Here is a 13205-nt window from a genome sequence, read left to right as displayed (position 1 = left end):
TTTGGCGTGCACCGTAGAAGCATGACCACAGAACACCTCACCACACCGCTCGCCGGCCGCATCGCCCTCGTCGCCGGGGCCACTCGGGGCGCCGGACGGGCGATGGCCGTCGAGCTCGGCCGGGCCGGAGCCACCGTCTACGTCACCGGACGCACCACCCGCGAACGGGCCAGCGAAGTCGGGCGGGACACCGAGACCATCGAGGAGACGGCGGAACTGGTCACGGCGGCCGGGGGTACCGGGATCGCCGTACCCACCGACCATCTGGAGCCCGAGCAGGTGCGGGCGCTCGTCGCGCGGATCGAGGGCGAGCAGGGGCGGCTCGACATCCTCGTCAACGACCTCTGGGGCGGCGAACACCTGCTGGTCAACTCGGTCTTCGGCAAGAAGAGCTGGGAGACCCCGCTCGACGACGGCCTGCGCATCCTGGAACTCGGGGTGCGCTCGCACGTCATCACCGCCGCGCTCGCCCTCCCACTGCTGATCCGCTCCGACGGCCCGCTGCACGTGGAGGTCACCGACGGCACGGCCGTCTACAACCGCCGGTACCGGGAGAACCTCTACTACGACCTCGCCAAGAACGCCCCCCTCCGCATCGCCTTCGGACTGGGCGAGGAACTCGCGGAGTACGGCGGTACGGCCGTCGCCGTCACGCCCGGCTTCCTGCGCTCGGAGCAGATGCTCGGCCACTTCGGCGTGACCGAGGAGAACTGGCGTGACGCCATCGCCCAGGAACCCGACTTCGCCACCGCCGAGTCGCCCGCCTACCTCGCCCGCGGCATCGCCGCCCTCGCCGCCGACCCCGAGCGCGCCGCCCGCTGGAACGGCCGGTCCACCTCCAGCGCCGAACTCGCCCAGACCTACGACCTCACGGACATCGACGGCAGCCGGCCGGACGCCTGGGCCTACTTCGAGGAGGTCAAGTTCGGCGGCAAGGAGGGCACCCCCGACGACTACCGCTGACCGGCCACCCCGTACAGCGCGGCGAGGGCCCGCGCGTGCGCGCGGAAGCGGGCGCGCAGGCCCTCCGGGGCCAGCACCTCCACGTCCGCGCCCAACTCGCTGAGCTGGGCGAACGCGACCTCCTCCGACTCCACCGGCAGCTCGACCGTCACCCGGCCGTCGGCGTCCGGCCCGCTCGCGGACGCCAGCGCGTCCGCGACCCCGGCCGGGTCCGCGACGGCGGGCAGGCGGGCGAGCCCGCGCTCGGTGAGGCGCAGGGTGGCCGTCGTCCGCAGCAGGGTCCGGGCGAACGCCTCCGCGTTGGCCCGCCAGTACGCGGTCAGGTCGAAGCCGGGGTCGCGGACGAAGGGTTCGCCGTCGGTGGGGGAGAGGGCCGTGACCCGGTCGACGCGGTACGTGCGCCAGGCGCCGTCCCGCCCGGCCGGGACCCGGCCCACGACGTACCAGACGCCCGCCTTCAGCACGAGCCCGTACGGCTGGAGCAGGCGGGTCACCGCGTCGTCCCGGCCCGGCCGTGCGTAGGTGATCTCGACGGTGCGGTCGGACCACACCGCGCGGGCCAGCTCCGGGAGCAGCTCGGGGGCCGACGGCTCGCGGAACCAGGCCGGGGCGTCCAGGTGGAAACGGCGCACCGAGGACTCGGCCGCCGCGCGGAGCGAGGGGAGCAGGGTGGCGGAGAGCTTCAGCCGGGCGGTGTCCGCCGCGTCGGAGAGGCCGAGGTCGCGCAGCGCGGAGGGCAGGCCGGAGAGGTAGAGGGTCTCGGCCTCGGTGGGGTGCAGGGTGGTGAGCCGGGTGCGGTGACCCGGCGCCAGGTGATAGCCGCCCGCGCGGCCGCGTTCGGCGCGGATGGGGACGCCCGCCTCCTGGAGCGCCTGGGCGTCGCGGATGACCGTACGCCGGGAGACGTCCAGTTCGCGGGCGAGGGCGTCGGCGGTCAGGCCGGGGCTGGACTGGACGAGAAGCGCCATGCGGATGAGACGGGCGGCACGCATGGGTCAAGCATCGTGCACGGGGGCGCTCAGGCCGGAGCGCCCCCGCCGCCTCACGACCGGGCGAAGTCCTGCGGCCGGAACTTCCGGTCTTTCAGGTGCCGTTCGATGTCTTCCAGGCTGCGCCCGGTGAGTTCCGGCATCCTCCGCCAGACGAACAGCCAGGCGGCGACGTTGAAGAGGGCGTAGATCCAGAAGACCTGGCCCACGCCGAACGCGTTGATCATCGTCAGCAGGGTGAGGGTGATCAGCAGGTTGGTGCTCCACAGGGTGGCCGACTGCACGCTGGTGGCGGCCGACCGCACCGAGAGCGGGTGGATCTCCGAGCCGGTGAGCCAGCCCATGAGCTGGAGGCCGCCGGCGTTGAAGAACATGAAGGCCAGCAGGCAGCCCACGATCGCCGGGACGTAGGCACGGGTGCCGTGGCCGGTGACGTACAGGGCGCCGAGGGCGAACAGGCTGAGCGCGGCGCCGGGGACCATGATCAGGGTGAGCCTGCGGCGGCCGACCTTGTCGACGATCCACAGGCCGACGATCATCATCACCAGGTAGACCACGCCGAGGGCGACGCTGATCCGGAGCGCGTCGGCCTGCGGGAAGCCGTTGTCGGTGAGGATGGTCGGGGCGTAGTAGATGATCATCTCGATGCCGGAGAGCTGGGTGAAGGCCGCGATACCGCAGCCCACGATCAGCGCCGGACGCACCCACGGCTGCCGCAGCCCGCGCCAGCCCCGCTCGGCCCGGTCGGTGTCCTCCTGCTGCCTGGCCAGACCGGCGATCTCGTCCAGCTCGGCGTCCACGTCGTAGCCCTCGGGCCTCAGCTCCTCGAGCACCTCGCGCGCCCGGTCCGTGCGCCCATGGCGCAGGATCAGCCAGCGGGGGCTCTCAGGCAGCCGCAACTGGCCCAGCAGCATCAGCAGGGCCGGTACGGCGGCCGCGCCGATCGCCACCCGCCAGGACACGGCCTCGGTCGCGCCGACGACGGTGGCGATGACGATGCCCGCGCCGATGGCGAGCTGGAAGCAGAGCACGAGCCGCCCGCGGATCGCCATGGGGGCCAGCTCGGCCACGTACATCGGCACGGTCTGGGTGGCGCCGCCGACCGCGAAGCCGAGCAGTACGCGGGCGAGCGCGAGGCCCACCGCGTTGGGGGCGAAGGCGCAGGTCAGGCTGCCTGCGATGAAGATCCCGCAGATCAGCAGGATGGTGCGGTGCCGCCCGAAGCGCTCGCACAGCCGGCTGCACACCAGGGAGCCGATCACCGCGCCGAGCAGGATGCCCGCCGCGATGGTCTCCTTCATGGTGCTGCCGATGTGGAACTCGTCGGAGATCTGGAGCAGCGCGCCGGAGATGATGCCGGTGTCGTAGCCGTAGAGCAGTCCGCTGATCGCGGACACCACGGCCGCCATCAGCATGTGCCCGTTCAGGCCGCCCGCTCCTGCGCGGTCCGTCCGGCGGGTCTCCGCTGTTGTCCCTCTTTCGTGTGACCCGCTCGGGCGGCGGTCATCCACGCTCTGCACTGACACCGTGATCCATTCCTTCGAATCCGGGTCTCTGGGCGCCCGGACCTGGATCGTCTGCCCTGATGAGAGCGGGAGATGCGCACGAAAGGGACGGATCGCGGCGGGGCTCGGTGCCGGGCTCACCCGCGCGCGGTAGCGCCCTTGGTGCGCGCCGGCGCGGGCCGCCTCGAACTGCTCGGTCTCCGGCGCCGCGTTGCGGATCAGCAGCGCGATCACCACGACCAGGGCGCTGGCCAGGAACGGGATGCGCCAGCCCCAGCTCAGGAAGTCGTCCTCGGGCAGCGTGGAGACGGCGGCGATCGCGCCGGACGCGATGACCACGCCGATGAACTCGCCCGCGCCGGGCAGCGATCCGTACAAGCCCCGCTTGTGTTCCTGGGCGGCTTCCGTCGACATGACGTACGCGCCGCCGAGTTCGGCGCCGACGCCGAAGCCCTGCATCATCCGGCACAGCACGAGCAGCACGGGCGCCCAGATGCCGATCTGGTGGTACGTGGGCAGCGCGCCGATGGCCAGCGTGCCCGCGCCCATCAGGACCACGGTCAGGATCAGCACCGGGCGGCGCCCTATTCGGTCACCGAGATGGGCGAGGAGCAGCCCGCCGATGGGGCGTACCGCGAAGCCGCGTCCGAAGGTGGCGAAGGACGCCAGGGTGGCCGCGAAGGGGGAGACCGACGGGAAGAAGATCTTGTTGAAGACGATACTTGTTGCAACATATGCACGCCTGTTGCGCAAGGGCCGCTAATGTTCTTCACGGCCACAGCCGCATGTCAATGGAGGGGATGGCGATGACCGGTACGACGGTCTGCCTCGGCGAGACGATGGCGCAGGTCACCCCGGCCGACGGCGAAGGGCTGGAACTCAGCCGGGAGTTGCGGCTCGCCGTCGCGGGAGCCGAGTCGACGGTGGCGCAGTACCTGGCCGACCTGGGACACCGGGCCGCGTGGGTGAGCCGGGTCGGGGACGACCCGCTCGGGCGGCGGATCGTCGCGGCGGTCGGCGGGCGCGGAGTGGATGTCAGTGGGGTACGGGTGGACCCGAAGGCGCCAACTGGCCTCTACTTCAAGGACCCTGGGCCGGACGGCACCCGTGTGCACTACTACCGGCGGGGCTCGGCGGCCTCGCGGATGGGGCCCGCGGATGCCGAGCGCGTCGACCTGGCCGGGGCGCGGCTCCTGCATCTGACCGGGATCACGCCCGCGTTGTCGACAGGGTGCGCGGAGCTGGTGGAGCTGCTGATGGAACGGGCTTCGCGGGCCGGGGTGTTGGTGTCCTTCGACGTGAATCACCGGCCCACGCTGTGGAGTTCGCTCGGTGAGGCGGGGGCGGCCTTGCGGGGCCTGGCCCGCCGGGCGGACCTCGTGTTCGTCGGCCGGGACGAGGGCGAGCGGCTGTGGGGGACCGCCACGGCGGAGGAGATCCACGCCCACCTCGCGCCTCGCGGCACGCTGGTCGTGAAGGACGCCGAGGTCGGGGCCACCGAATTCAGCGGCTCTGCGCGGGAGTTCGTACCCGCTCCCGCCGTCGAGGTCGTCGAGGCGGTCGGCGCCGGAGACGCCTTCGCGGCCGGTTACCTGAGCGGACTCCTGCACGGCTCCAACTCCGCCGAGCGGCTGGCCCTCGGGCACCGCCTCGCCGGGCGCACCCTGCGCAGCATCGAGGACTATGTGCCCGCCGACACCTTGGAAAGGAACTGACGTCATGTCACAGACGGTGAGACGGGCCATCGACATCCTGGAGTTCATCGCCCGCGGGCCCCGCACCCAGACCGAGGTGGGCGACCACCTCGGCGTGCACCGGTCGACCGCGCTGCGCATCCTGGAGTCGCTGACCGAGGGCGGGCTCGCGCGGCGGCTGCCCGACGGGCGGTACGCGGTGGGACACCGGCTCGCCGGACTCGCCCAACTCGCGCTGGAGCAGTTCGGGCTCAAGGAGATCGCGGCCGGCCATCTGCGCACGCTGGGCGAACACTGCGGCCACACCGTGCACTTGGCCGCGCTGGAGGGCGATCAGATCGTCTACGTCGACAAGGTAGACCCGGTGGACGGAGTGCGCCTGTACTCCCAGATCGGCCGGCCCGTGACCCTGCACACCGCCGGCGTCGCCAAGGCGATCCTCGCCCATCTACCGCGTCCCACCGCCGAAGCCCTGCTCGCAGGCTGCGACTTCGCCCCCCACACCACCACCACGATCACCGACCCGGCCGCCTACCGGAAGGCGCTGGACGAGACCCGCGCACGCGGCTTCGCCGTGGACGACGGCGAGTACGAGGACTACGTGAACTGCGTCGCCGTACCCGTCCGGGACAGCGGCGGCGAAGTGATCGCGGCGATCTCCGTGACCGCGCTCAAGGCGAAGGCGGACCTCACCGCGCTGGAGCGGGTCGTGCTGCCCGAGCTGACCACCACCGCAGAGACGATCTCCAGGGAGCTGGGATGGCGACCGTGAACCCCCTGACCTTCGACCGGATCTTCGCCGAGGCGCCCGTGATGGCGATCCTGCGCGGGATGCCGCTCGAGAAGTCCGTCGAACTGGCCACCCGTGCCTGGGATCTGGGCATCGAGTGCGTCGAGGTGCCGGTACAGAGCCGGGAGGCCGCCGAGGTCCTCGCGGCCGTCGTGGAGGCGGGTGCCGGGCGCGGCAGGCCGGTGGGCGCGGGCACCGTCACCACGGCGGAGCGGCTGGCGTGGGCGGTGTCGGCCGGGGCGGCCTTCACCGTGGCGCCGGGGTTCGACGCCGAGGTGGCGCGGGCGAGCCTCGACGCGGGGCTGCCGCATCTGCCCGGCGTGGCGACGGCGACCGATGTCCAGGCGGCGCGGGCGCTGGGCCTGGACTGGCTGAAGGCGTTCCCGGCGAGTGTCCTGGGCCCGGACTGGTTCCGCGCCATGCGCGGGCCCTTCCCCGAGGTGCCGTTCGTCGCCACCGGCGGCATCGACGCGTCGAACGCGGCCGCGTACCTGGCGGCGGGCGCCCGGGTCGTCGCCGTCGGCTCGGCGCTCGAAGATCCGGAGCAACTCCGTTCGCTGACCGATCTCTTGAAGCGCTGACCCATCCGTACGCAGACAGGAGCCGCCATGAAGATCACCGCACTCACGACCTACCTCGTCGCCCCCCGCTGGCTCTTCCTGAAGATCGAGACGGACGAGGGGACAACCGGCTGGGGCGAGCCCGTGGTCGAGGGCCGCGCCCACACCGTGGCCGCCGCAGTAGACGAACTCGCCGATTACCTCACCGGCCAGGACCCGCTCCGGATCGAGGATCACTGGCAGGTCATGACCAAGGGCGGCTTCTACCGGGGTGGCCCGGTCCTGTCGTCCGCCGTGTCCGGCATCGACCAGGCGCTGTGGGACATCAAGGGCAAGTACCACGGCGTCCCGGTGCACGACCTGCTCGGCGGCGCGGTGCGGGACCGGATGCGGATGTACTCCTGGATCGGCGGCGACGACCCGAGCGAGGCCGCCGAGCACGCGGCGCAGCGCCTCGAACAGGGCTACCGGGCCGTGAAGATGAACGTCGGCGGCCGGCTCAAGCACCTGGAGACCGCCCGCGAGATCGACGCCGTCCTCGCTCGCGTCGCCTCCGTGCGCGAGGTGATGGGCGAGGACGGGGACGTCGCCGTCGACTTCCACGGCCGCACCTCGCCCGCCCTCGCCAAGCAGCTCGCCCGCGCGCTCGAACCGCTCCGGCCGATGTTCATCGAGGAACCCCTGCTGCCCGAACTCACCTCGCAATACGCCGACTTCACCGCCGCCACCAGCATCCCGGTCGCCACCGGTGAACGCCTCTACTCCCGCTGGGACTTCGACCTGGTCCTGCGCTCCGGCATCGCACTGGCCCAGCCCGACCTGTCGCACGCCGGCGGCATCTCCGAGGTGCGCCGGATCGCGGCCCAGGCCGAGGTGCACGGCGTGGGACTCGCCCCGCACTGCCCGCTGGGCCCCATCGCGCTGGCGGCCTGCCTCCAGGTGGACTTCGCCAGCCCGAACGCCTTCATCCAGGAGACCAGCCTCGGCATCCACTACAACGTCGGCTCCGACCTCGGTGATTACCTCGTCGACACCTCCGTCTTCGACTTCGACACCACCGACGGCCACATGGCCCGCCTCAGCGCCCCCGGCCTCGGCATCGAGATAGACGAGGACGCCGTGGCCAAGGCCGCGGAGAACGGCCACCGTTGGCGCAACCCGGTGTGGCGGCACACGGACGGCTCCCTCGCGGAGTGGTAGGGGTGTGACGGCCGATCCGGTCCAACCGGTTGAGTGGGCTCCGGGAACATCGCCTACCTGCTGTCCGGCACCTTCGAGGCCGAGGGGGAGCGTGTGGTCCACCCGCCCGGCTGGGCACCGGCGCCGCGCTGACTCAGGTGATCGGCGGCAGTGGGCGGTCCGTGTCCGCGACGCGGGTGAGCCGGGCGGTGACCGGGGTGAGGAGCGGCGAGGTGAGGGCCCGCATAACCAGCGTCCGCAGGGCGAGCCCGAGCCGGGTACGGGGGTAGGCGAGGCGTACGACACCGGGCGGGAGCTTCTGCACGGAGTCGACCAGCGGGCGCATCCAGCTCTCGTACGCGGTGAGGGCGGCCTCGGTGTCCGGACGGCCGGCGAGGCCGGCGGCGAGGACGTAACCGCTGGTCAGCGCCAGTGAGGCACCGCCGCCTCCCATCGGCGTGACGCACCACGCGGCGTCGCCCACGAGGCAGACCCGGCCGCGGTGCCAGGTGGGCATGCGGATCTGGGTGAGACCGTCGACGTACACGTCCTCGGAGGCGTCGAACCCGTCCAGCACCCGCTCCGTCTCCCAGCCCGCCCCTGCGTACCGGGCGCGGACGCGGGCCAGCGCCCGGTCGCGGTCGAGCGGGGCGAGGTCCTCGGCGTGGGCGTAGGCGAGGATGGCGCGGGTGGTGCCGTGGTTGTCGGGCCGCAGATGGACCTGCCGGCCGCCGACCGTGCTGTACCAGCGCCAGCGGTCGTCGTCGCCGTCGGTGCGCGGGATGGTGCCGAACACCATGTTGATCCCGAGCGGCCGTCGGTCCACCAGCCCGTCGAAGAGCCGGTCCCGCGTGGTGGAGCGCACGCCCTCGGCGATCACGAGGAGGTCTGCGCGGAGGACGCGGCCGGCCGCGGTGGTGACGGTGATCGAGTCCTCGTCCTCGGCGGTGTCGCCGATCGTATCGCCGTAGACGATCTCGACGCCGTCGGGCAGGTGGTCGAGGATGGCGCGGGCGAAGTCGCCGCGCAAAATCTCCAGTTCGGCCGTGGCGCCGTCCGGCCCGTCGGAGGGCAGTTCGACGGTCACCTCACCCTGCTCGTCCACGAACACCGCCGTCGTCTCGGTGGTGTTGAGCGCCTTCACCGCGCCGAAGAGACCCATCCGGTCGAGCACCTCGCGCGCGACGCCCCGGACGTCGACGTTCTGGCCACCGTCCCGGAAGCTGGGCGCGCGCTCGATGACGGTGACCTCCCAGCCGGTGCTGCGCAGCCAGTAGGCGGCGGAGAGGCCGGCGATGCCGGCACCGGAGACGACGGCGTGCGGGTTACTCATGGCTACTCCTTCGGCTGTGGTGACCCGACCGGATGCGGTCCGTTTCTCCCGTCTTCTACGCTGTCGCCGGTGGACAGCATGATCGACTACGGAGACTTCGCGGCCCGGCTCGCCAGGACGAGGCCCCGCCCGGACGAGCACGCCGTTGGCCTGGTGGACATGGCCCCGCGCTGGGAACTCCTGCGCCAATTCCAGGAGGAGTGGGGGTACGAGGTCCCGGCGGACGCGGAGGCGTGGCACCACGAGCCCGCCCCGTCGCCGGACCTGCCGATCCCGGCCGCGCTGGACCAGTGGTGGGCGCTGCCGTACAACTCCTTCGTCCACAGCCCGCGCCTGTACTGGACCAACCCCGAGTACCCACCGACCCCGCGCCCCGACCCGGCCGGCTACGGCACCCCGGCCGGCCTCCCCGCCGACAGCCCCCTCGTCCCACCGGGTGCGGACCGCCGGGTGTGCGTGTTCAAGGCGGAGTACGAGTACTGCAACGAGTGGGGCTACGCGGCGGCCGACGCGGGGCTGGCCGACCCGCGCGTCCTGGTGAGCGACTCGGAGAACGGGTGGCTGCTCCAGGCGGACTCGCTATCCGAGTTCTTCCTCCAACTCACCGTCCACCGCCTGCCCGCGCACTACGGCTGGACGGTGCACGGCGACGACGACACCGACCGGATCGTCGCCCGGGTCAAGTCCGAGCTGACCCCGCTGGGCTTCCGGCCCTGGCGCGAACTCGCCCAGGAGATCACGGTGTACGGCGCTCCGGACGCGCTGGTCTTCCACGACGAGGGGTACGGCGACTTCGAGCTGACCGTGCACGCGCGTACCGCCGAGGCGTTGGTACGGCTGGGGGAGCGGATGGGGGTGGACTGGGCGGCGCGGATCGAGCCACCTTGCGCGGTGACGGAGGGGCCTCGGGGGTTGGGGCTGAGGGCGGGGGATGGCCGGTGGGAGGTGGTTTCGGTATCTGCGGAGCCGCTGCCTTTCGAGCGACCGGAGCTGGAATCACCCGTTCCGCACACCAGCCCCTTGACGGCCCTGACCCGCATCGACGTCCCGGACCAGGGCCCGCTGGTGGCGACCGGCCACGAGGACGGAAGCCTGCACCTCTGGATGCCGGAGAGCGGGGATGCCCCGGTGGAGGCGGACCGCCGTGGACCGGCGCTGACCGGCCTCACCTCGGCCCACACCGCCAACGGTCCGGTACTCGTCGCGTCCTGGTGCGACGCCGGGGTCTCCCTGTGGGACATCAACTCGGCCGAACGAGCCGACCTGGACCTCGGCCCCGGCATCGTCTCCGTCCACCTCGCCGCCGACCTGCGCCTGCTGGTGGGCGGCCCGGACGGGCGGGCGGTGCTGCGACTCGACGCGGATGCGCTGTGGCCGGCGCGTGAACTCATGCTGAGCGTGGTGTCGTTCGAGGAGACGGAGCCGGGGGTCCCGCGCCTGCTGGCGGAGTTGCTGTCGCACGATACGGAGGTCGCGGAACAGGCGTTTGAGTCCCTGAACCAACTCCTGTCCCCAGCCCCCGACTTGCCCCCGGCAGCGATCCTCTCCTTCATCTACCTGACCCAGATCGGCGCAGCCATCGGCGTAGGAGCCCACCCCTGCACGATCCGCCGCCGAGTACTGGGCCTGGCGCTACGAATAGCGTCCGCGATGCGCGCGGAAGCGGCGCCGGAACCCTGGCTGACAGCCTCCCGTAAACTGCTGTCCTCCCTCCCCCGAATCCTCCCGGACATGCTGCGCGAGCCCAACCCCCTGACCCGCACAGCGGCAGCCCTACTGAGCGGCACCCTCGGCGGCCACCCAGCCCCCTCCGACCCCCACCCGGAGGTCGCCGCCGCAGCGGCCCTCGCCCTGGGCGACTTCGCGGCGATCGACGTACTGGTCGAGGCGGGCTGGGATCGAGCGGACCTGGAGACGTTGCTGCGCGACCGGTGACCCCCTGCGTGGGCAAGTGATCAGTGTCATTCCTCAAGGCCGACCCCTCGCTGTAAAATAGCCACGTTGCACTTGACCTGCGAAAACGCAGGCAGGGAGCCTAGATTTCGGAGTACTTCGATGCTGCGCACCATGTTCAAATCCAAGATCCACCGTGCCACCGTCACCCAGGCCGACCTGCACTACGTGGGATCGGTGACGATCGACGCCGAGCTGCTGGAGGCGGCTGATCTGCTGCCGGGGGAGCTTGTGCACATCGTGGATGTGACCAATGGGGCCCGGCTGGAGACGTACGTCATCGAGGGTGAGCGTGGGTCCGGGGTGGTCGGGATCAATGGGGCCGCGGCGCATCTCGTGCAGCCCGGGGATCTGGTGATCATCATCAGTTACGCTCAGGTCTCCGACGCCGAGGCGCGGGAGCTGAAGCCCAGGGTTGTCCATGTGGATGAGGGCAACCGGATCGTGGCTCTCGGGGCGGATGCGTCCGAGCCGGTGCCCGGTTCCGATCAGCAGCGCAGTCCGCAGGCCGTGTCGGCCTGACCGTGGACGACGACCAGGAGCGTGCGTGCCCATGAGTGGTGTCGAGATTCGTGACGACCGGGCGGCGGGCCGGCTTGAGGCCGTCGCCGGGGGTGAAGTCGTCGGGCACATCGAGTACTTCGTGCTGGACTCGCCCGCGCGCGCCCTGGTTCCCGTTCACACGATCGTGGAGCCCGCCCACGAGGGCAAGGGCATCGCGGGGGCGCTCGCCCGTGAGCTGTACGCGCTTGCCGGGCGGGAGGGTGTGGCGGTCGCGCCGTTGTGCCCGTACGTCGTCACCTGGGCCGAGCGGCATCCCGACGAGGCTCCCGCCGCCGATCCCGCGCTGGTCGCTGCCGCCAAGGAGCGGGTGCGGCGCTGATCGCGGGGGAGTGGGGTGGGGTACGGCGGGTAGTCGGGAGGTGGTCACCACGAAGTCCGGCGACCGCACGGAGGCAGTCATGACCCAGCCGAACCCCGACCCAGTCCCCCCGGCACCCGGCCCCACCCCACCGGACCCGTACCCCACCCCGGTACCACCCCCGGACCCGGCCCCCGAGCCCACACCCCCTGGACCGGGCCCCACGCCTCCGGCCCCCGGTCCGCCCGCGCCGGGTCCGGTGCCCCCTGGCCCCGCCCCGTCGCCCATCCCACCGGGCCCGGAACCCGTGCCGAGCCCGGAGCCGGGTCCCCCGCTGAGCCGCTGAAGGCTACGAGGCGGACATCGACCGGAGCCGACGGCCGGGCTCCGGCTCGAGTGAGCGATCATGCGGAGCCGTGACGGCTGGGGGAGACCCCGGCCGTCACGGCTTTCTCTGGTGACGCGTGGCTGGACTCGGACGTCCGACGCATCATGAGAGTGGATGACACGGGGCTGCCGGCCGCGAAATGAGGGAGTCCGCGATGCCCGTACGCAGACTGGTTCTCGACGTGGACAAGACGGTCAGTGAACCCGACCTGATCCACCTCGCCCTCGTCATCGAGGACGTGGCGGGAGTGGAGGCCGTCAACATCGCGGTCACCGAGATCGACATCGAGACCGTCGGTACGAACGTGACCGTGGAGGGCGACGGAATCGACGTGGAGCGACTGATTCACGCCATCGACCGGACCGGTGCGGTGGTGCACAGCATCGACGAGGTCGTGGCCGGCACGTACACGCTGGAGAACAAGCCACGGTCGCGATGAGCCGGCGGTTGCGCACGATCGCCGCAGGGTCCACGCTGCCACTCGTCCTCGGGCTGGTGGACGGCCTGCTCAACGCGCTCACCCTCGCCGCGGCCTCCCTGGTCGGCTCGGGTGCGCCGGTCACCGCCTCGCTCGCGGTACGGGTGGGTCTGGTGGCGCTGACGACCGCCGCGTTCGCGGTCTTCGTGGCCGATTACGCCGACCGCCGCGCCTATCTGATGCGCGCCTCACGGCAGTTGAACCTGACCCGGCGCGGGCAACTGGCCACCACCCGGCTCGGCAGGCTCGCCACCGCCCGCTCGCTGCTGGCCACTGCCATCGCCTGCACCGCGAGCTTCACCGGGGCGACGGTGCCGCTGCTCGTCGGTGCGGCACTGCCGGGCCTGTCGTGGATCGTGGCCGTGCTGGCCGTCGTCGCCCTGGCGGCCCTGGGTGCCGCGCTCGGCCACCTGTTCGCCGGCAGCCCGGTGCGCTGGGCGGCGGTACTGGGAAGTGGTGGAGTAGCCGTCATCTGGATCGGCGTATGGCTGCACATCACATGAGCGGACCG

The 13205-nt window shown here is 71.8% G+C and carries 13 protein-coding genes; 10 read left to right on the top strand and 3 right to left on the bottom strand.

Annotated elements, in window-relative coordinates; translation table 11 throughout:
- Positions 1-21: 21 nt before the first annotated feature.
- The gene (locus E5083_RS08800; RefSeq protein ID WP_135785023.1) at positions 22-963 is read left to right on the top strand and encodes an SDR family oxidoreductase; all 942 of its coding nucleotides are present in this window, start codon (positions 22-24) and stop codon (positions 961-963) included.
- Here the strand turns inward: E5083_RS08800 and E5083_RS08795 are convergent.
- Together E5083_RS08795 and E5083_RS08790 are read right to left on the bottom strand one after the other, a co-directional pair.
- On the bottom strand, positions 954-1955 hold the full coding sequence (locus E5083_RS08795; protein ID WP_135785022.1) for a helix-turn-helix transcriptional regulator: 1002 nt from the start codon (positions 1953-1955) through the stop codon (positions 954-956). The two genes, E5083_RS08800 and E5083_RS08795, sit on opposite strands and share 10 nt — an antisense overlap.
- Positions 1956-2005: 50 nt before the next feature.
- On the bottom strand, positions 2006-4210 hold the full coding sequence (locus E5083_RS08790) for a sugar porter family MFS transporter (protein ID WP_135785021.1): 2205 nt from the start codon (positions 4208-4210) through the stop codon (positions 2006-2008).
- Positions 4211-4263: 53 nt separating this feature from the next.
- Here E5083_RS08790 and E5083_RS08785 point away from each other — a divergent pair, with 53 nt between their 5' ends.
- Genes E5083_RS08785 through dgoD form a run of 4 tightly spaced genes read left to right on the top strand, consistent with a single transcriptional unit; the run spans position 4264 to position 7701 of the window.
- Positions 4264-5172 carry a sugar kinase gene (locus E5083_RS08785; protein WP_244317434.1) on the top strand — a complete coding sequence of 303 codons (909 nt, stop codon included), beginning with the start codon at positions 4264-4266 and terminating at the stop codon, positions 5170-5172.
- Between the two features lie 4 nt (positions 5173-5176).
- Positions 5177-5923 carry an IclR family transcriptional regulator gene (locus E5083_RS08780; protein ID WP_135785020.1) on the top strand — a complete coding sequence of 249 codons (747 nt, stop codon included), beginning with the start codon at positions 5177-5179 and terminating at the stop codon, positions 5921-5923.
- Complete coding sequence (locus E5083_RS08775; protein ID WP_135785019.1) at positions 5911-6522, top strand: bifunctional 4-hydroxy-2-oxoglutarate aldolase/2-dehydro-3-deoxy-phosphogluconate aldolase; 612 nt, start codon at positions 5911-5913, stop codon at positions 6520-6522. Before E5083_RS08780 ends, E5083_RS08775 begins: the two co-directional genes overlap by 13 nt.
- 27 nt (positions 6523-6549) lie before the next feature.
- The gene (gene dgoD / locus E5083_RS08770) at positions 6550-7701 is read left to right on the top strand and encodes a galactonate dehydratase (protein WP_135785018.1); all 1152 of its coding nucleotides are present in this window, start codon (positions 6550-6552) and stop codon (positions 7699-7701) included.
- Between the two features lie 133 nt (positions 7702-7834).
- Here the strand turns inward: dgoD and E5083_RS08765 are convergent, their stop codons facing one another.
- Positions 7835-9013 (bottom strand): FAD-dependent oxidoreductase, encoded by a 1179-nt coding sequence (locus E5083_RS08765; protein ID WP_135785017.1) that lies wholly within the window; start codon positions 9011-9013, stop codon positions 7835-7837.
- Between the two features lie 69 nt (positions 9014-9082).
- Here E5083_RS08765 and E5083_RS08760 point away from each other — a divergent pair, with 69 nt between their 5' ends.
- The 5 genes from E5083_RS08760 to E5083_RS08735 all read left to right on the top strand — a co-directional run bounded on the left by E5083_RS08760 (position 9083) and on the right by E5083_RS08735 (position 13197).
- Positions 9083-10948, top strand: a complete 1866-nt coding sequence (locus E5083_RS08760) for a hypothetical protein (RefSeq protein ID WP_135785016.1) — start codon at positions 9083-9085, stop codon at positions 10946-10948.
- A gap of 120 nt (positions 10949-11068) precedes the next feature.
- The gene (gene panD / locus E5083_RS08755; protein WP_135785015.1) at positions 11069-11488 is read left to right on the top strand and encodes an aspartate 1-decarboxylase; all 420 of its coding nucleotides are present in this window, start codon (positions 11069-11071) and stop codon (positions 11486-11488) included.
- 31 nt (positions 11489-11519) lie between these two features.
- Positions 11520-11849 carry a GNAT family N-acetyltransferase gene (locus E5083_RS08750; protein ID WP_135785014.1) on the top strand — a complete coding sequence of 110 codons (330 nt, stop codon included), beginning with the start codon at positions 11520-11522 and terminating at the stop codon, positions 11847-11849.
- 521 nt (positions 11850-12370) lie between these two features.
- Positions 12371-12655, top strand: a complete 285-nt coding sequence (locus tag E5083_RS08740; protein ID WP_135785012.1) for a DUF211 domain-containing protein — start codon at positions 12371-12373, stop codon at positions 12653-12655.
- The gene (locus tag E5083_RS08735; protein WP_208754001.1) at positions 12652-13197 is read left to right on the top strand and encodes a hypothetical protein; all 546 of its coding nucleotides are present in this window, start codon (positions 12652-12654) and stop codon (positions 13195-13197) included. Before E5083_RS08740 ends, E5083_RS08735 begins: the two co-directional genes overlap by 4 nt.
- Positions 13198-13205: the final 8 nt, after the last annotated feature.

Origin of the sequence: Streptomyces bauhiniae (genome assembly GCF_004784475.1) — a bacterium.
Classification (GTDB): Bacteria; Actinomycetota; Actinomycetes; order Streptomycetales; family Streptomycetaceae; genus Streptomyces; species Streptomyces seoulensis.
Note: the sequence above shows the minus strand (reverse complement) of the source record. Positions and strands in the feature narration are given on the sequence as shown.